The organism is Streptomyces sp. NPDC021080, from assembly GCF_044333225.1.
In the GTDB taxonomy this organism is placed as follows: domain Bacteria; phylum Actinomycetota; class Actinomycetes; order Streptomycetales; family Streptomycetaceae; genus Streptomyces.
In genome coordinates this window covers 325,833-344,634 of record NZ_JBIRQM010000009.1, presented here as the reverse complement: position 1 = coordinate 344,634, position 18,802 = coordinate 325,833, and the positions used below count along the sequence as shown (strand labels likewise).

Genomic DNA, 18,802 nt, shown 5'->3' with positions numbered 1-18,802 from the left:
TGCGGTGACGTCTTCCTGCGCGCGGGTGGCCGACGGGCCCGGCCGACGGCCGGGCCCGTGCGCGGGTCAGGTCCAGCTGACGCCCGTCAGCCGCTCGTACGCCTCGATGTACTTGGCGCGGGTGGCCTCCACGACGTTCTCGGGCAGCGCGGGCGGCGGCTGCTCGCTCCTGCGGTCCCAGCCCGACTCGGCGGAGGTCAGCCAGTCGCGGACGTACTGCTTGTCGAAGGACGGCTGCGCGTGGCCCGGCTCCCAGACGTCGGCGGGCCAGAAGCGCGAGGAGTCCGGGGTCAGCACCTCGTCGGCCAGGACGAGCGTGTCGCCGTCGTAGCCGAACTCGAACTTGGTGTCCGCGAGGATGATGCCCCGGTCGCGGGCGATGTCACGGGCCCGGCCGTAGACGGCGAGGGTCGCCTGGCGCAGCTCGGCCGCGGTGTCGGCACCGACCTGACGGGCGACCTCCTCGTACGAGACGTTCTCGTCGTGCTCGCCGACCGCGGCCTTGGTGGCCGGGGTGAAGATCGGCGCGGGGAGCTCCGAGCCGTCGACGAGGCCCTCGGGGAGCGCGAGACCGCAGACCGTGCGGGACTCGTTGTACTCGACGAGTCCCGAGCCGGTCAGATAGCCGCGGGCCACGCACTCGACCGGGGCCATCCGCAGGGACTTGCAGATCAGCGTGCGGCCGGCCCAGTCGGCCGGGGCGCCCGGCGGGAGTTCGGTGCTCAGCACGTGGTTGGGCGCCAGTTCGGAGAGCTGGTCGAACCACCACAGGGAGAGCTGGGTGAGCGTACGGCCCTTGTCGGGGATCTCGGTGGGGAGAACCCAGTCGTAGGCGGAGATGCGGTCGCTGGCGACCATCACGAGGTCGCCCGCCTCGTTCTGGTACAGGTCGCGCACCTTGCCGGTGTGCAGATGTACCAGACCCGGCACCTGAAGGGGCTCGGGCTTTTCGACGAATCCGGACACGGTTCCTCCCCGTGGTTCTGTACAAGTGGCTCGATTCTCCCGTACGGGGCGAGCTGCTGCGGACAGGGGGCGGGCCGAGCGGGTGCGGGCGCGCGTGGCGCGGGTGCGTCACGCGCGCCCGGCGGGGCTTTCTCAGTCGTGTTTGCAGATGCGGTCGAGGAGATTGGCGGTCGCCCGCTGGATACGGGCGTCCACGTGGCCGGGGCGGTCGAGGGCCGGGGACCACGCGAACGTCCCGGACGCGAAGACCAGGGCGCCGGACGGGGCGCGGTAGAGCGAGGTCTCCTGATGGCGCACGACGCCCTCGCTGTCCGGATAGGGGGAGTGCGCGAGCAGGATCCGGTCCTGGTGCTCGGGCAGTGGCGTGCGCGGGAAGTAACGGTCCGCCTCACCGGCGACCATGCCGTCCACCTCGTCGCCGTCGCGCGCCCCGGTCGCCTCCCACAGCCAGTGGTCGGCGTTGCGGACGATCAGCGGGTGCGGCTCGGGGACGCGCCCGGCGTACTGGATGCCGATGAGCTGCTGCTCTGGGCGGTCGATCTCGCGCCACAGGACGGGCTTTCCGGGGCCCCGGCGCTTGCGGCAGGTCAGCAGCCGGTCGGCGACGCCCGACGGGGACGGCCCCAGCTCCACCTGCCAGTACATGGTGTTGGCGGAGAGGAAGACGAGCGAGGTGCCGTGCTCGCGGGCGAGTTCCGTGGTGCGGCGCATCTGCGGCGACCAGTACTCGTCGTGGCCCGGGAAGACCAGGCCGCGGTAGCGGGTGGGGTCGACGCGGCCGGCGTGCAGATCGCGGGCGTCGGCGTAGGCGAGGTCGTATCCGTAGCGCTCGGCCCAGCGGATGAAGTCGTAGGCGTGGCCCACGTGGAGGGGCAGGCCCGCGCCCGCGTACGGGCGGTCGAAGGAGACGGTCGTCGCCGCGTCGGCCTCGCCGAGGAGCCGGCCGGTCTCGTCCCAGGCGTGGTAGAGGCTGGCACCCGTGTGGCCGTCCTCCGGATACAGGTTGTACGCCTGCCAGGTGATGTCCGGGAGCAGCAGGAGCAGATCGGCCGTCTGGTGGTTGCGGACGGTGAAGGGGACGTGGGAGCGGTAGCCGTCGAGGGTGGTCAGGACGGCCACGTAGGCGCCGACGCTCCAGTAGGACGGGATCTGCAGACGCCAGGACAGCCACCAGTGGTGGCAGGAGACCGTGCGGTCGGCGGTGAGCGGCGGCGGCTGGACGATCCCGGAGAGCCGGGGACTCGTGGTGATCTTGCTGGCGCCGTCCCCGCCGTAGTGGCCGATGCGGTAGATGTCGACGCTGAACTCCTGCGGCGGGTCGACCGTGACGTGGAAGTCGATGGACTCGCCGGGAGCGGTGGCACCCGTGCTGGTGAAGCCCTTGATCTGGCGGTGGACGTCGTCGGCGGAGCGGGGGCCTCCGGGACCCGTGCGCGGACGGGTGCGGGAGGTCGAGCGCGGGGCCGGGATCCGGGAGGCACCGGCCGCCGGCTGGGGCGGCGGGGGCGCGTCGGTGTCCACGTACCAGGGGACGACGTGGCCGGTGTCGTCGAAATAGGTCTCGCTGCCGCGGAGCCAGGGAACGGGTCCCAGGCCGAAGGGGTCCGTGACGGCGTGCGCGAGTGCCCCCGACTCCCAGCGGCGGATCTTCTCCGATCCCATGCCCGCACCCCTCCTCGTGCCCCCGTCGTACTGGCAAGCCCTTGCTCTGTGCTCGATCGGTCCCAGCACATCACATTACGCACGCAGTCCGTCACCGTTCGTCGTGAATTGGCGTGAGTGGAACGGATGGCTCCGCCTGTGCCGGGGACCACGGACGGTGGTGTGTGTGATGGCCGGGGGACGTGTGATGGCCGGGGACGGGAACGGTGGGGACGACCGCCGGACGGACCGGCATCGGACCGGACCGACCGCGCCGTCAGACCAGGCGGACCGGTTTCTCCGGGCGGACGCCGAGATGGCGGAGCCAGTCGCGCAGGGGCACGGGGTCTCCCGTCTCTATGAGGGTCAGGACGCGGGGGCCGATGTCGGCGGCCCGTTCACCGGCGACGAGGAGGGACGGGCCGTCCAGCCAGTCGAGTCCGGGGACCGCCCCGGCGGTGTCCATCGCGGCGCAGCAGACCATCGCCGTGACGTGGTCGGCCAGCAGTTCACGGCCGGTCCTGGGCGGCTGGAGGGGGAACAGCGGGAGCATCCGGTCGTCCCAGAGGTCGTGGTCGGGGCCCTGCTGCCCTGTGCTCCCGGCGGGCCGGGGCTTCGCCGGGGCGGATGCCTCCTCGCGGGCCAGTTCGGCGGTGAGCCGGGCCGCGAGGGCCGCCGACCGCTCGTTCCCCACGGCGAGGTCGGGATCGTCGCTCTCGGCGATCCCCATCTCCCCGTACGCCTCCGTCCGGTGCTCGGCGAGGGCGGCCGCGGGGTCCGGGGCCGGGGCGGGCCCGGACCCCGGCAGGGACAGGTGGTCCAGCACGCGGGCCAGGGTCGGTCCGTCCGCCTCGGGCAGCTCCGGATCGGCGGGGTGGCGGACGCCCAGCGCGTCCAGGACCCGGTGGAGCCGGGCCGCGTCGGTGCGCCACTTGCGGTCGACGACCTCGTCCGGGTAGTCCCGCCAGTCGACCGGCGCCCAGTCGGGGCCTGGCTCGGCGGGACCGCCGTGGAAGAGCCGGGCGGCGAGCAGCGAAGCCGCCTCGTCCACGGTGCCGGGCTCTTCGAGCAGGTCGCAGGCGGGGCGCTCGCCGAGCCGGGAGGTGAAGCCCTCGGCGAGCCGGTCGCGGCGGGACAGCTCGGTCAGGGCGGCGACGACACCCACGTCCAGCCGGGAGGGCCAGCGGCCCATCCGCCAGGCGGGCAGCGCGACACGGGTCAGCAGACGGTCCCAGCCCGCGTACGCCAGACCGACCTGTTCCTGGGCGACGATCCGCACGCCGTAGTCCACGGCCTGGGCGCGCTCGGCCGCCGCGGACGCCACGGCCCGCTCCATCTCGGCCGCGTGGTCCCGGCAGCCGCGCAGCAGGAGCCGGGTGACCCGGCCGACGCCGGCCAGGACCGTGCGGGACAGCGGGCCCCGGCCGGGTGCCGAGGCCACGGCCACGGCCGCGTCCAGGCCCCGGACGAAACGGCGGGCCGCGGCTATGTCCGGGTGCGCCGACGGGCCCGTACCGGCGACGACGGGGGCGAGGACCGCCCGCAGCTCGCCGACCCGCATCCACCACAGGAAGGGGGAGCCGATCACGAGGACGGGGGCGGTGGGGACACGGGCGGCGCGGTCCGTCAGCGCGGTCACGGGGCCGCTTCCGGCCGGATTCCGGCGCGGGCCGTCCGGCTCGCCCCTTCCGCCCGCGGAGAACCGGCCGTGCGCCCGATGGGTGCGGTCCTCCAGCCAGCTGTCGCAGTCCGGGGTGAGCGCTATCGCCGAGGGGGCCGGGACGTCGAGACGGTCGGCCAGGTCGCGGACCATGCGGTAGAGATCGGGGGCCGATTCCTCGGGGATCGGGACCGTGGGGCTCATCGCGGGCCGGGCCCGGGCCACGACGAGCGCGACACCCGCCGCCGCGAGGAGGACGACAACGGCGAGGACCGTCACGATCCACCCCGCGATCCCCCAGGGCCTGCCGGTGACGCGGCCGGTGGCGGCCCCCACGAGCAGCACGACGGCCACGGCCGCGGGCAGCAGGGCGACGGCCAGCGCCCTGCTGCGCACGCGCAGCACAGCGAGAGCCCGGGAGCGCGCTGCCTGCGCGCCCACCTCCACACCCATACCGGTCACGACCGGACGTCACCCCCTCTTGTCCGCCGGGACCCGGCCCTGTCGCTGCCGGTGCCGACGGATGCCCTGGCGTTGGTCACTCCCCCACTGTGGCACCCGCCGCCGACATCGCAATGCCGGTGGGCCAAGTGCCGGAATGCTTTCGCCGCACCATAGTTGGGGCCCCGGCCCTCGTCAGCCGGATAGGGCATCGGTCACCCGATGGAATGGCTCTGGGGAAAGGTGGATGACGACGGGCCTCGGACACGCTTCCGGTTCCGTACAGAAACCCGCAGGTGGCGGGGCCCGGACGCAACAAGACAAAGCCCCGGATTCCGTACGGAGTCCGGGGCGCTGTGCTGCTATGGGGGTCCGGGGGCCGGGCCCCCGCCGCGAGGACTACGCCTCGGCAGCCGCCTTCGCCGCGATGTCGGTGCGGTGCTGCGAACCCTCCAGACCGATGCGGGCGACGGCCGCGTAGGCGCGCTCGCGGGCCTCGGTGAGGCCGGATCCGATCGCTGTGACGGACAGCACACGGCCGCCCGCGCTCACCACCGCTCCGCCCTCGTGCCGGGTGCCGGCGTGCAGGACGTACGCGTGCGGGGCGTCCTGGGCGGCCACCTCGTCGAGCCCGGTGATCGGGTCGCCGGTGCGCGGGGTGTCCGGGTAGTTGTGCGAGGCCACGACGACGGTGACCGCCGCCTTCTCGCTCCAGCGCAGGGGTTCCAGATCGGCGAGGGTGCCGTTCGCGGACGCCAGCAGGACGCCGGCGAGCGGGGTCTTCAGCCGGGCGAGGACCACCTGCGTCTCGGGGTCGCCGAAGCGCGCGTTGAACTCGATGACCCGCACACCGCGGCTGGTGATCGCCAGACCGGCGTACAGAAGTCCGGAGAACGGGGTGCCGCGGCGGCGCAGTTCGTCGACGGTCGGCTGGAGGACGGTCTCCATGACCTCCTCGACGAGCTTGGGGTCCGCCCAGGGCAGCGGCGAGTACGCGCCCATGCCGCCGGTGTTCGGGCCCTCGTCGCCGTCCAGCGCGCGCTTGAAGTCCTGGGCCGGCTGGAGCGGGACGACGGTCGTGCCGTCGGTGATCGCGAAGAGGGAGACCTCGGGACCGTCGAGGAACTCCTCGATGACGACACGGTCGCAGGCGTTCGCGTGCGCCCGTGCCGTCTCCAGGTCGTCGGTCACGACGACGCCCTTGCCGGCCGCCAGTCCGTCGTCCTTCACGACGTACGGCGCTCCGAAGGCGTCGAGGGCCTCCTCGACCTCCTCGGGCGTCGCGCAGACGTACGAGCGTGCCGTGGGGACGCCGGCACCCGCCATCACGTCCTTCGCGAACGCCTTGGAGCCCTCCAGCTGCGCGGCCTCCCCGGAGGGGCCGAAGCAGGGAACGCCGGCCGCGCGCACGGCGTCGGCGACACCGGCGACGAGCGGGGCCTCCGGGCCCACGATCACCAGCTCGGCGCCGAGCTCCGTGGCCAGCGCGGCCACGGCGGCGCCGTCGAGGGCGTCGACCGCGTGCAGCTCCGCCACCTCTGCGATCCCGGCGTTCCCGGGAGCGCAGTGCAGGGCGGTGACGTCGGGGTCGAGGGACAGGGAGCGGCACAGGGCGTGTTCGCGGGCGCCACCACCGATGACAAGGACCTTCACGGGGTCAGCCTAACCGCCGCACCCGGGTGCCCCTTGTAGGGGCTTCCGAGACGCCGGGGCCACGAGGCTGGTGCGATCCTCCAGGAGAGGGTCCCCTGCGTGCTGGACGCGGGTGTCCCGCGGACCGGCGGGGGGCGTCCTCCGCGGACCGGCGGGGGGCGTCCTCCGGGGGCCGGTGGGCTGCGTCCCCGGGGGCGTCCGGGGCCCGGCGGACACCCCGGCTGCGGGCGCGACCGGCGGCGGCACAGAAGGACGGCAGAAGCCCGGCGGGCACGGTCGACGGTGTGTCCGAGGCCTGGGAAACAGGGTTTCAGGGCCGGTGGGCCGTGGCCTTGGAGCCGGTGAGCCGAGAGCCGAGAGCCGGGGAACGGGGTCTCAGGTCCGGCGGGCCGTGACCCGGGGACCGGGGACCCTGGGACCCAGAAAGCGGTGTCTCAGAGCCGGTGGGCCGCACCCCGGAAACCGGTGGGCCAGGGGCCGAGGGCCTGGAGACCGGTGAGCCGGTGAGCCGGTGAGCCGAAGCCTGGAAACCAGTGAGCCGAGACCTGGGGAGCGGGGGCCTCAGGGCCTATGGGCCGAGGCCCAGAGGTCGGTGAGCATGGCCCGGGGGCGGATAGCCGAGGCCCGCGGAGCCGGGGCCTCAGAGCCGATGAGCCATGACGCAGGGACCGGTGGGCCTGGGGCCCAGAAAGCGGGGTCTCAGAGCCGGTGGGCCGCACCCCGGAAACCGGTGGGCCAGGGGCCGAGGGCCCGGAGGCCGATGGGCTGAAGCCCGGGAAGCGGGGCCTCAGAGCCGGGCCCGGAGACCAGTGAGCCGAAGCCCGGGAAGCAGGGCTCAGAACCGGTGAGCCGTGCCCCGGAGACCGGTGGGCCAGGGGCCGAGGGCCCGGAGGCCGATGGGCTGAAGCCCGGGAAGCAGGGCCCCAGAGCCGGGGCTCAGGAACTCGGGAAGCCGAGGCTCAGGAACTCAGGGAACCGGGGCTCAGGAGCTCGGGGAGCCGGGGCTCAGGAGCTCGGGGAGCCGGGGCTCAGGAGCTCGGGGGTCACTCGTTCGAGAATTCCTCGATCACTGTTGCCCCGAGTTCGCGGACGATCAGTTCGTGGCCCGAGAGCGCGGACTCGTCCAGGTCGGGGTCGTCGTCCTCCGGGGTGTCGTCCTCCGGGGCGACCGGCGGCGGTTCGTACGCCGGGGCGCCCTGCACGGGGGCGGGCGCGGACATGCCCTGGGCCTGGGGACGCCCCGCGGACGGTCCGGACTGCGGCGCCGAGGGCCCGGGGGCCGGAGCGGACGGCTGCTGGGGCGCGGGGCTCCGGCCGGCCGGAGCCCCGCCGTACCCGCCGCCACCGCCACCGCCTCCGTAACCGCCTCCGCCGCCGAACCCGGCGGCCGGGGCGGGCGGCGGTGCCGAGCCGCCCGAGGCGTCCACGATCGCCTCGACCTTCCACTGCACGTTGAACTGCTCCGCGAGCGCCTGCCGCAGCACGTCCTCGCTGCCGCTGCTCGCGAAGTTGTCCCGCGCCCCGGCATTGACGAAGCCGACCTGCAGGGTCGTGCCGTCGAAGGCCGTGACCTGCGCGTTCTGGCTGAGCAGGATCCAGGTGAAGCGGCGGCGGTTCTTCACCGCCTCCAGGATGTTCGGCCACAGCACGCGGGGGTCGAGACCGCCCGGGGCCACGGCGGCCGCCTGGGGCGCTCCGGGAGCCGCGGCGGCCGGAGCGGCGGGTGCCGCGGCCTGCGCCGGTGCGGACTGCGCCGGAGGGCGGCCGCTCCCCGCGGGGGCCGCCGTGGGCCAGCCGCCGGGGCGCCGGCCGCTGCCGGCCGCCGTGGCGGCGGGCCAGGCACCGGGAGCGGCCCCCGTGGGAGCGCCGACCGGGGCCGCGGGCTGCTCGGGCGCCGCGGGGACGGGCGGGGGCGCGCTCGCCGGAGCCGGGGCGGTGAAGGACACGGCGGGTGCCGCGGGAGCGACGGGGGCGGGCGCCGCGCCGGGCACGGCTCCGGCGTTTTCCCCGGCTCCCGTCTGTCCCGCGCCCTGTCCCGCTCCCCGGGCGGCCGCACGGGCCGCCGCGAGGCCTCCCCCGGGAGGGACGGGGGCGGCGGCCGGCCCGGCCTGCGGGACCGGCACCGCGCCGTGCGCCTCGGGTCCGGGCACGTAGCCCATGGCGGGGGCGGCCGCGCCGCCGGAGAAGTTCACCCCGCGCTCGATGCGGTCGAGGCGGGCCATGAGGGACCGCTCGTCCCCGTAGGCGGCGGGCAGCAGGACGCGGGCGCAGATCAGTTCCAGCTGGAGGCGCGGCGAGGTGGCCCCGCGCATCTCCGTCAGGCCCTCGTTGACGAGGTCGGCGGCGCGGCTCAGCTCGGCGGCGCCGAACACCCCGGCCTGCGCCTGCATGCGCTCGACCACGTCGACCGGGGCGTCGATGAGCCCCTTCTCCACCGCGTCCGGGACGGCCGCCAGGATCACCAGGTCCCGCAGCCGCTCCAGCAGGTCGGCGACGAAGCGCCGCGGGTCGTTGCCGCCCTCGATGACGGTGTCCACCACCTCGAACGCGGCGGCGCCGTCCCCGGCCGCGAACGCCTCGACGACGGCGTCCAGCAGGGAGGCGTCCGTGTACCCGAGCAGAGAGGTCGCCATGGCGTACGTCACACCGTCGTCGGCGGCGCCCGCCAGCAGCTGGTCCATCACGGACATGGAGTCACGCACGGACCCCGCGCCCGCCCGTACGACAAGAGGCAGCACGCCGTCCGCGACGGGAATCCCCTCCTGGCCGCAGACCTCGCCCAGGTACTCGCGCAGGGTGCCCGGCGGCACCAGCCGGAACGGGTAGTGGTGGGTCCGGGACCGGATCGTCCCGATGACCTTCTCGGGCTCGGTCGTGGCGAAGATGAACTTGAGGTGCTCCGGGGGCTCCTCGACGACCTTCAGCAGCGCGTTGAAGCCGGCCGGCGTGACCATGTGGGCCTCGTCGATGATGTAGATCTTGTAACGACTGCTCGCGGGCCCGAAGAAGGCCTTTTCCCGCAGGTCACGGGCGTCGTCCACACCACCGTGCGAAGCGGCGTCGATCTCGATGACGTCGATGGAGCCCCGGCCGCTGCGGGCGAGGTCCTGACAGGACTGGCACTGGCCGCACGGGGTCGGTGTCGGGCCCTGCTCGCAGTTCAGGCAGCGGGCCAGGATGCGCGCGCTCGTGGTCTTGCCGCACCCGCGCGGGCCACTGAACAGGTACGCGTGATTGACCCGGTTGTTCCGCAGCGCCTGCGACAACGGGTCGGTGACATGCTCCTGCCCGATGACCTCGGCGAACGACTCCGGGCGATAGCGGCGGTACAGCGCGAGAGACGACACGTCTACGAGGTTATAGGCGCCCACCGACATCAAGGACCGCCCCGAGCGCATCGCAGGCACATCCCGGGCGCGACCCCTGCGGCCCGGGTCCCGGGCGGCAGGGTTTCAGGGCGGCAGGCCCGGCGGTGACCGCCCGGGTGACCGCCCCGGAAACGCAAGCGCCCCCCACGCACCCGCCAGAGCCGACCTACCCTTGCTGCCTTCCGGCCCTGGGGGAGTTCAGTCAGATAGCGCCACGTGAGGGGCTCCGCACAGAGTACAGGATCCGCGGCACGGGGAACGAGTTCGCGAGCACTCCTCAACGTCTTGTATTGTTTGCCGCGGAGGATTCGCCTAGAGGCCTAGGGCGCACGCTTGGAAAGCGTGTTGGGGGCAACCCCTCACGAGTTCGAATCTCGTATCCTCCGCCAGTGCCTCACCGGGCACTAACGTCGAAGGGCCCCGCTGCTTGCAGCGGGGCCCTTCGACGTTCCCGGCACCGTACGGCCCCGAGGACCGCTCGGCGCCCGGCGCGGGGCGTGAGTCCCGGCCGGGCAGCGTGCAGCGGGCCCTTCGGCGTCGTCCGTCCCGGTTTCCGTCTCGGTTTCCGTCCCGGTCGAAAGTGATCCCGGATCACGGTGGATGCCGTCCGCCGGGATCAGTCGATCTTCACCTTCTTCGAGACGGTGACCTCGTCGATGTCGCTGGTGCGGACCGTGACCTTCATGGTCCAGGTGCCGGGGAGGGGGAGGGTGAGGCCGTCGGAGGTCCAGTAGCCGCCCTTGTCGGTGATCTCCGCGTCGATGGGGCCGACCTTCTGTGATTCCAGGGTGAAGGTGAGGCGCACCTCGGGGACGGTCGCGAGGCCGCCGTCGGGGCCGAAGACCACGGCCTGCACGGAGTTCTCGCCCACCTGGCCGGGCGTCAGCTCGATCGACACCTTGCCGTGGCCGCCCGCGGTGCCGACGTCGAAGGGCACCAGGACCGTCCTCGAGGTCACCCGGCGCACGGCCGCGACCGCGTCCGCGCTCTCCGTGGCGGCGCGGCCCGGCTGGGTACCGGTCAGCATCGTCGTGATCACCAGCACCAGCATGCCGACGGCGACCTCGGCGAGCACCGAGCGGCGCAGGCCCCGGTGGTACTCGTTCTCCCCCGGACCGCCTGCCGCCCCGGTCCCCGCCGGACCCTCCGCCGCGCCGCCCGTGGCCGGGACGTCCCCTGAGGGCCCCTCTGCCGCCGCCCCGGCACCCGCCGCGGCCTGCGGGGCGTCCGGGTCCTCGTCGTCCGCCTGCTCCTCGCCCACGTCCCCGGAGACGGCGCCCGTGCCGGTCGGTGCCCCGGCCGCCACCCCGGCCGGGACCGCGGCCCGTTCCGCCGGGACGGTCGCGGGGATCCGCGCCGTCGCCGCCCGGGCCGTCCAGCGTCGCGAGACCGCTGCTCCCGCCAGGAGCAGCGCCACCAGGACGACCTTCACGGCCAGGAGCCGGCCGTACGACGTCGAGGTCAGGGCGCTCCAGGAGCCGAGGCCGCGCCAGGACTGGTAGACGCCGGTGACCGCGAGGACGGCGACCGAGGCGAGGGCGAGCCGGGAGAAGCGGGTGACGACGGCCGCGGGGACCGGCTCGGCGGGACGGTGGAGGGCGGTCAGCAGGGCGGCCAGACCTCCGAGCCACACCGCCATGGCGAGCAGGTGCAGCACGGAGGAGACCATCGCGACGGGAACCTGGATCCCGGCGGAGGCGTGCTCGGAGGCGGCCCAGGTGACCGCCAGGGCCAGGGAGAACAGCGCGCCGGACACCAGGACGCCACGACCGGTGCCCCGTGTCCCCGCCACCACGCGCGGGGGCACGAAGGCCACCGCGGCGAGCAGCGCCAGCCGCGCCACCAGCACGATGCCCGGCCGGCCGGCCAGGGTGTCGCTGAGGGTGGCCGGGTCGAAGACCCCGGACACGCCGGTGCCGCGCTCGTAGGGGCCGCGCAGCAGGAGCAGCGCGAACGTGGAGCCGAGCAGGATCCACCAGCCGGTCACCAGGAGACGCCGCAGGGACCCGGGGAAGCCGCAGCCGAGGACGAACGTGACCGTGCCGATGAACAGGGCGAGTCCGCTGTACGCGGCGTAGCGGGCGATGTCGTAGAGGGCGGAGGAGACGGGGTCGCCGACGGTGGGCGGCAGCGGCGCGCGGGTCGTGGAGGGCTCGCCGACGGAGAAGGTGAAGGCGCCGGAGACCGGGTGGCTGTCCGCCGAGACGACCCGCCAGGCCACGGTGTACGTGCCGTCGCCGAGGCCGCGCGGCAGGGTGACGCCGGCGGTGTCGGAGCGGCCGTCCGCGTGTTCCGCCTCGCCCGTGCGCACACGCCGGTTCTCCGGGTCGAGCACGCGGAAGGAGTCGTCGAACAGGCCGATCGACTCGCTGAACGTCAGGGTCACCCGGCGGGGCGCCGACTTCAGCACGCTGCCGTCCTGCGGATCGGTGCCCGTCAGGGCGGCGTGGGCGGACGCGCCGCCCACGCCGCCGAAGAGCACCAGGACCAGGACACCGCCCAGCAGGGCCAGGGCCCTGGCGCCGAGCCGCCGTCGCTGCCCGCTTCCGTTCACACGCCGTCTCCGTATCCGCATGTCCAGAGTCTCGGTCATGTACGGATTCGGGCCGCGTCCGGCTCACCTCGGTGCCGTCGGGCCCTTCTCGAAGGCCTCGCGGGTCAGGAAGGCGAGCAGGGCCCGCTTCTCGGGCAGGTGGACCTCGGGCAGGTCGATCTCGGGGAGCACGACGTCCCCGGCGGGGACGAATCCCTGCCGGGTCAGCCGGGCGATGGCCTTGGCGTTGCGGGCGTCGGGTTCGACCACGGCCCGCCGCCGGTCGAGGCCGGTCAGCGCGTACGCCAGGAACACGGACAGGAGCGTGGACGACCAGCCCGGCCGCTCGCCGTCGCCGGGGGCGGGGGGACCGATGAACAGGTGGACGCCGATGTCGCCGGGCCGGACCTCGTAGCACGCGGAGACGCGGTCGGCCTCGGGCTCGTACGTCTGGAAGAGCGCCGCCGGTACCCCGTCCTTGACGACGAGGAAGGCGTGGTGGGTGTCGAGCGAGTCGAGGTGCCGATAGGTCTCCAGCACCTGCTGCCGGGTGAAGCCCGTCATCCCCCAGTACGCGGCCCGCTCCTCGGTGACCCAGCCGTGCAGCACGTCGAGATCGGCGCGCGGGTCCACGGGCAGCACGCGGACCGTGCCGAAACCGCCGATCCGCTGCTCGTGGACGGCCTCGCGGGTGTCGGCGTACGTCTCAGTCGTCATCGTTCTCCTGGTTCTCCTTGGTCAGCGTGTTCCAGTCGGTGGCCACCGGGGCGAGATCTCCCCCGAGCCACAAGGGGAGTTGATCGCGGTGGTGGACCGCGCCGGGAACGCCGTCGGCGCCGAAGGGGACCACCCAGCGGCTGTCGTCCCGGTCGGCGAGGTCCCAGACGTAGCGGGCCGCGGGTCCGCGGGCGCTCAGGTCGGTCAGTCCGGGGACCGACGAGGTGGACAGGACGCAGTCGTTGTCGCCGGACAGGCCCGGTTCGTCGTACGCGGCGCCGGCGAGCGCCCGCCAGGGGGCGAGGCGGTGGGTGTCGCCCCAGGTGCCGGACACGGGACCGGCGGCCACGTCCTCGACGGCCTCCCGCACCACGGCGTCGGGGTCGATGCCGTACCGCTTCCCCGCCGTCAGCAGGTTCTCCAGGGCGAAGGCGACGCGCGGGGTGAGCGCGAGCCAGGGCAGGAAGACTTCCGGACGGGCGGGATGGTCGGCCAGGACGGCGAGGGACGGGTGCGCCACGAGCCGCCGTACGACCGCGTCGCGCACCCGCGCGTAGACCGCGGCCGTTCCGCTGTCGGCGTCCATGTGCCGGTTCCAGCGCAGGAGTTGGTCCCGCAGGCCGGCCGCCGCCGCCGAGAGCTCCAGCGCGGGCAGCCGGTCCAGCAGGACCGCCGCGGAGGCGAGACGGGTGTCCGTGTGGACGGCGGACATGTCCGCCGCCGACAACTTCCCTCCGGTTTCGAGCAGTTGGCGGATGCGGTCGGCGCGGTGGGGCGGCGCGAACTCGACGCCGAGCGGGGCCGCGGGGCCGCGCTGGTTCGCCATCACGGCGAGTCCGTCCTCGACCGGGCCGTACGGCATCGCGTGCCAGCCGGTCCACTCGTGGCCCGGCTCCCACGCGTTCACCACCCGCACGCGGTTGGCTTCGGCGCGCACCGGCACCCGGCCCGCGACGCGGTGCAGCACCCCGCCCTCGGTGTCGGCGGCCTGCACGACGTTCACCGGCTCCGCCCAGGCGTCGAAGGCCCGGTCCACGTCGGCGGCCCGGCGGGCCCGCAGCAGGGGCAGGAGCGCGCCGAAACCGAGGTCTCCGGTCACGCGGGGCGGGTAGCGCAGGCTGATGGACTCGTCGGCGCCGGCGCCCCCGATCACCACGGGTCCGCGTGCCGTCTCGACCACCTCGACCTCGACGCTTTCGCCGCCGGCCACCTCCACCCGCTCGGTGTGCCGTGCCGCGGCCCGCCAGGTGCCGTCGGGGTCGAGCGCCTCGACGGCCCCGGCGTCGCCGTGCCGCAGCCGCTCCCGGTAGAGGTCCTGGTAGTCGGCCATCGCGTTGGTGATCGCCCAGGCGACGGTTCCGGTGTGGGCGAAGTGGGCGATGCCCGGGACGCCGGGGACGGCGAGGCCGAGGACGTCGAACTCCGGGCAGGAGAGGCGGATCTGCTGGTAGACGCCGGGGTCCTCGATGAAGCGGTGCGGGTCACCGGCGATCAGCGCCCGGCCGGTGGCGGTGCGTTCGCCGCTCACCAGCCATCCGTTGCTGCCCGCCGTGCCCGGCCCGTCCATGGCGAACAGGCCGACCGCGTCCGCGCCGAGGCGCCGTACGGCCTCCTCGCGCCACAACTTGGCGGGGAACCCGGCGAAGAGGATGTGGGTGCCGAGCCAGACGCCCATCGGGCTCCAGGGCTCCCAGCGCCCCGGGGCGAGCCCGCTCGCCGCGAACTCGGGTGCCCGCGCGGCCCCTTCGGCCAGTCCGGCGTTGACCCCGTCGACGTACGCGACGACCCACGCGGCGGCCTCGGGGTCGCGCTCCTCCAAGGAGGCGAAGCAGCGCCGTGCGGTGTCGTCGAGCCTGGCCTGCCGGGCGAACCGGTCCCAGCCGACGGACTCCGCGCCGAGGAACGCGGCGGAGGTGCCCCGGGAACGGTGCCGTTCGACCTCCAGCTGCCAGGCGCGGTCCAGGGCGGTGACCCGGCCCTGCGCGTGGGCGAGTTCCAGGGCGCTGCCGGCGCGCAGGTGCGGGATGCCCCAGGCGTCACGGAAGATCTCGGCGGTCACGGTCCATCCCCAGTCATGTCAGGTTAGGCTAACCTAATTAATCCTCGGAGATCGTACGTCCGGGGTGAGGACCCGGTGACCACGGCCTCGCCGGTGCCCAGGCCCATGAGCACCTCTTCGAGGTCGTACGGGGAATCGGGGAACGTCCTCACGGTGGCCTTCAGCGCCTTCCGGTCGTCCGGGGTGAAGGCCCGCAGCGCGTGCTGGACGCGGTTGCCGAGCCGGCCGAGGACGTCCGCGGGGACGTCCTTCGGCGTCTGCGTCACGAAGAAGACGCCGACTCCTTTCGAGCGAATGAGCCGGACGGTCTGCGTGATCGGCTCCAGGAACGCCTTCGACGCGTCGCCGAAGAGCAGATGGGCCTCGTCGAAGAAAAAACGAACTTCGGCTTCTCGGCGTCGCCGACCTCCGGGAGGTCGTGGAAGAGATCGGCGAGCAGCCACATCAGGAAGGTCGAGAAGAACTGCGGCCGGTCCTGCACGGCGGGCAGTTCGAGGACCGAGACCACGCCCCGGCCGTCCGGTCCTGGGCGACCTCCCGGGCCCGCTCCCGGACCCTCGCCCCCGGCTCGCCCGGCGCCGAGACACCGGAGACGTCCCCCTTGACGTCGGCGAGGAACACGGGAACGCCCTGCGCCGACAACTGCTCGGCGATCAGCTGGAGCGTCTAGGTCTTGCCGGTGCCGGTGGCGCCCGCCACGAGGCCGTGCCGGTCGAGCATCTGCAGCGGGACGCGGATCTGCGCGTCGGGCAGGCAGGTCCCGTCCCGGACGAGCGCGCCGAGGTCGAGGGCGGGGCCCGCGAAGGCGTAGCCGACGGCGATCTCCAGCACCTCCTGCGGAAGCGCGGGCGCACCGGACGCCCGACCGGGAGCGGTTCCGGTGGCAGCCGACCCGGCGGTCTCACCGTCACGCATATCGGACCCCTGTTCCCGGTTTGCAAGCATTTACGCCATCTTTTCCAGCGCCGCACTCCGCCGCCATGGCTGCGCCCGGAAGGTCTTGACCGGTAGGCTTTCCGTGTGATCTTCAAGCGCATCGGAAACGGCCGGCCGTACCCCGACCACGGCCGGGAAAGCACCCGGCAGTGGGCGGACGTCGCACCGCGCCCGGTCCGCCTCGATCAGCTCGTGACGACCAAGGGCCAGTTGGACCTGGAGACCCTCCTCGCCGAGGACTCCACCTTCTACGGCGACCTCTTCGCCCACGTCGTCAAGTGGCAGGGCGATCTGTACCTGGAGGACGGCCTGCACCGCGCCGTCCGCGCCGCGCTCCAGCAGCGCCAGGTGCTGCACGCGCGCGTTCTTGAACTGGACTAATGGCCACGGCTTGACCCCAATGGGTTGAACTGAACACCGGGCAATGATCATCTAGTAGGCATTGGCGCCCCGGCGCACTACGCTGCGCCCATGAGCATGCTTACTCCCCCTGGCATGGGTGGCCAGTATCGGATCACGGGGGACAAGTACCCGCGGATGCGCCGGCGCAGCGGCCGTCGCAAGTTCGCGTTCGTGGGCGTCGCCTCCGTCACCGTTCTCGGGCTGATCGGGTGGGGGTCCCTGCAGCTCATCGACATCTACACGGGCGGCGGCGAGGCCTCGGCGAGCACCAAGGCGGACTGCGCGTCGAAGATCACCCCCGAGGCGAAGGCGGCCGCGGCTGCCGCCGCCGTCGCGGCCACGCTGCCGAAGCCCGGCCAGATCACCGTGAACGTCTTCAACGCGACCCCGCGCAGCGGACTCGCCAAGCAGACGGCGGACGAGCTGAAGAAACGCGGCTTCAAGATCGGCGACGTGGGCAACGCGGCGACCGCGTACGACAAGAAGGTCGCGGGCGCCGGGATACTGCTCGGCGCCAAGGCCGCCGACCAGGCCGCGCTGCCCGTCCTCAACACCCAGCTCGCCGGCGCCCAGCTGAAGACCGACGGCCGCGCCCGGGCCACCACGGTCGACCTGATCATCGGCACCGGCTTCAAGGCGCTGACGAAGAAGGAGGACGCCGACAAGGCGCTGACCGTCCTGACTCAGCCCAAGCCGGCGCCCTCCGCCTCGAAGAAGCACTGCTGACCCCGGGATCCCTCCCGGGGGCCGTCGGCCCCGGAGCCGGCCTCGAACCCGAGCCGCCGGCTCCGCGGTCGCCGCGGAGTTACTCGGCGGCCCCGTACATGCGGTCACCCGCGTCGCCCAGCCCCGGCACGATGTAGCCGTGCTCGTTCAGGCGCTCGTCGACCGAGGCCGTGACCACGGTGACCGGGGTGCCCGCCAGTTCGCGCTCCATGATCTCGACACCCTCGGGGGCGGCCAGGAGGACCACGGCGGTGACGTCGTCGGCGCCGCGCTTGATCAGCTCCCGGATCGCGGCGACGAGCGTGCCGCCGGTGGCCAGCATCGGGTCCAGGACGTACACCTGGCGGCCGGAGAGGTCGTCCGGCATCCGGGTGGCGTACGTGGAGGCCTCGAGTGTCTCCTCGTCGCGCACCATGCCCAGGAAGCCCACCTCGGCGGTCGGCAGCAGCCGGACCATGCCGTCGAGCATGCCGAGACCCGCGCGCAGGATCGGCACGACGAGCGGGCGCGGGTAGGAGAGCTTGACGCCCGTGGTCGGGGAGACCGGCGTCACGATGTCGACCTGCTCGGTGCGCACGTCGCGGGTGGCCTCGTAGGCGAGCAGGGTGACCAGCTCGTCGGCCAGCCGCCGGAAGGTCGCGGAGTCGGTGCGCTGGTCGCGCAGGGTGGTGAGCTTATGGGCGACCAGGGGGTGGTCGACGACGTGAAGACGCATGTCCACAACAGTAGCGGGGCTCGTGGCACCCGCCACTGACCCGCCCGGCAAGGTCCACCACCCCGCATCACCCGTCCGCTGGCATCAAACCATCCGTCGGAGGGAAAGTGGGAGGGACTGACCTGGGGTGGTGTGCCGATGCGGAACCAGCAAGAGGAGTCGTCCGAACGGCTGGAGAGCGACGCCGAGCGCAGGAGGCGGCGGGCCCAGTTCCTGCGCGACCTGGCCGAGGCGCGCGAGCTGCGCGACCGGGTCCAGCCCCGTCGCGCCAAGGCGGCCCGGCTGCGCCACGCGATGCGCATGCGCACGTTCCGCTGGTAACCGGCGCCCCCGCAGCCGCCGGCCCGCGTGCTCCCCTCCCACCGCACGGCCGCACCGCCCCCTGCGCCCGGCCCGCCCGCCACGGCCACCGGACGGCCGCCCCGCCACTGCCGTCGGCCCGCCCGCCACACCCACGGAACAGCCCCGCCGTGGCCATCGGCCCTCCGGCCGCCGTGCCGGATCGGCGGCACGCCCGCGGGGCGGAGCCGACACGCCCGTCAGAGGGCGGAACCGGGTGCGCCCCCGCCGGGGCCGACACCCCTACGGAGGAACCGGGGGCACACCGCCGCGGAGCCGCGGCAGCCCCGTCCGCGGGAGCGCCGACGCCGTACCCGTGCCGCCACCGGTCGCACGCCCGCCGCCACAGGGGGACGCGCCCGCACGGCTCCGGCGAGCGCCGGGAGAGAACCGGCTGCCCGGCCGCCGTGGAACCGGGCCGCGGCCGCGTCCGGAGGGGCCGTGTGGCGGACGTGTCGGGCGGGGAGGTGTCCACATGGCGCGGGCAGCCGCGTACGATCCGCTGTTAGCGATCAAAAGAGGCAGACACAGCAGGCCGAAGACGTCCCCTGAACGCTGTCTTTCTGCCACGATTCCGAGTGGGCGGGGCTCGGAGCAGCACTCCTCGCCCACAGCCTCCGCCGGGGGGAACCCCAACCGGCACACC

General features: G+C 73.9%; 12 protein-coding genes, 1 tRNA gene, 1 other RNA gene and 1 pseudogene. 4 read left to right on the top strand and 11 right to left on the bottom strand.

Translation table 11 applies throughout. From position 1 onward, the window contains the following. Positions 1-66: 66 nt before the first annotated feature. The 6 genes from ACH4S8_RS24095 to ffs form a co-directional block, all read right to left on the bottom strand. Positions 67-966, bottom strand: a complete 900-nt coding sequence (locus tag ACH4S8_RS24095; RefSeq protein ID WP_398397261.1) for a phosphoribosylaminoimidazolesuccinocarboxamide synthase — start codon at positions 964-966, stop codon at positions 67-69. A gap of 132 nt (positions 967-1,098) precedes the next feature. Beyond that, positions 1,099-2,628, bottom strand: a complete 1,530-nt coding sequence (locus ACH4S8_RS24090; protein ID WP_398397259.1) for a N,N-dimethylformamidase beta subunit family domain-containing protein — start codon at positions 2,626-2,628, stop codon at positions 1,099-1,101. A 256-nt stretch (positions 2,629-2,884) separates the two neighbouring features. Then, positions 2,885-4,720: a hypothetical protein gene (locus ACH4S8_RS24085; protein ID WP_398397376.1), complete on the bottom strand. Its 1,836-nt coding sequence runs from the start codon at positions 4,718-4,720 to the stop codon at positions 2,885-2,887. A gap of 387 nt (positions 4,721-5,107) precedes the next feature. After that, positions 5,108-6,361: a phosphoribosylamine--glycine ligase gene (gene purD / locus ACH4S8_RS24080; protein ID WP_398397257.1), complete on the bottom strand. Its 1,254-nt coding sequence runs from the start codon at positions 6,359-6,361 to the stop codon at positions 5,108-5,110. 1,043 nt (positions 6,362-7,404) lie between these two features. Continuing rightward, positions 7,405-9,708: a DNA polymerase III subunit gamma and tau gene (locus ACH4S8_RS24075; protein ID WP_398397254.1), complete on the bottom strand. Its 2,304-nt coding sequence runs from the start codon at positions 9,706-9,708 to the stop codon at positions 7,405-7,407. Positions 9,709-9,859: 151 nt separating this feature from the next. Continuing rightward, an RNA gene (gene ffs / locus ACH4S8_RS24070) (signal recognition particle sRNA small type) lies at positions 9,860-9,958 on the bottom strand. Positions 9,959-10,030: 72 nt separating this feature from the next. Here ffs and ACH4S8_RS24065 point away from each other — a divergent pair. Next, a tRNA-Ser gene (locus tag ACH4S8_RS24065) sits at positions 10,031-10,118 on the top strand. 227 nt (positions 10,119-10,345) lie between these two features. Here the strand turns inward: ACH4S8_RS24065 and ACH4S8_RS24060 are convergent. The 4 genes and pseudogenes from ACH4S8_RS24060 to ACH4S8_RS24045 all read right to left on the bottom strand — a co-directional run. Continuing rightward, entirely contained in the window at positions 10,346-12,322 is a 1,977-nt protein-coding gene (locus tag ACH4S8_RS24060; RefSeq protein WP_398397251.1) for a copper resistance CopC/CopD family protein, read from the bottom strand. 24 nt (positions 12,323-12,346) lie between these two features. Beyond that, the gene (locus ACH4S8_RS24055; RefSeq protein ID WP_398397249.1) at positions 12,347-12,979 is read right to left on the bottom strand and encodes a GNAT family N-acetyltransferase; all 633 of its coding nucleotides are present in this window, start codon (positions 12,977-12,979) and stop codon (positions 12,347-12,349) included. Further along, positions 12,969-15,038 carry a penicillin acylase family protein gene (locus ACH4S8_RS24050; protein WP_398397246.1) on the bottom strand — a complete coding sequence of 690 codons (2,070 nt, stop codon included), beginning with the start codon at positions 15,036-15,038 and terminating at the stop codon, positions 12,969-12,971. The genes ACH4S8_RS24055 and ACH4S8_RS24050 overlap by 11 nt, the downstream gene beginning before the upstream one ends. Before the next feature lie 74 nt (positions 15,039-15,112). Continuing rightward, a pseudogene (locus tag ACH4S8_RS24045) lies at positions 15,113-15,953 on the bottom strand (helicase HerA-like domain-containing protein); the annotation flags it as partial. Positions 15,954-16,058: 105 nt separating this feature from the next. On the opposite strand from ACH4S8_RS24045, the gene ACH4S8_RS24040 reads away from it, so the two are divergent. Both ACH4S8_RS24040 and ACH4S8_RS24035 read left to right on the top strand, forming a co-directional pair. Then, a complete protein-coding gene (locus tag ACH4S8_RS24040) occupies positions 16,059-16,355 on the top strand; it encodes a type II toxin-antitoxin system VapB family antitoxin (protein WP_003999914.1) in 297 nt (98 codons plus the stop codon). 90 nt (positions 16,356-16,445) lie between these two features. Further along, positions 16,446-17,102 carry a LytR C-terminal domain-containing protein gene (locus tag ACH4S8_RS24035; RefSeq protein WP_398397243.1) on the top strand — a complete coding sequence of 219 codons (657 nt, stop codon included), beginning with the start codon at positions 16,446-16,448 and terminating at the stop codon, positions 17,100-17,102. 79 nt (positions 17,103-17,181) lie between these two features. Here ACH4S8_RS24035 and upp read toward each other — a convergent pair whose 3' ends face one another. Further along, the gene (upp, locus tag ACH4S8_RS24030; protein WP_339130329.1) at positions 17,182-17,817 is read right to left on the bottom strand and encodes a uracil phosphoribosyltransferase; all 636 of its coding nucleotides are present in this window, start codon (positions 17,815-17,817) and stop codon (positions 17,182-17,184) included. Between the two features lie 138 nt (positions 17,818-17,955). Between upp and ACH4S8_RS24025 the strand changes: the two genes are divergently transcribed. Continuing rightward, entirely contained in the window at positions 17,956-18,138 is a 183-nt protein-coding gene (locus ACH4S8_RS24025) for a hypothetical protein (RefSeq protein WP_398397240.1), read from the top strand. Positions 18,139-18,802: the final 664 nt, after the last annotated feature.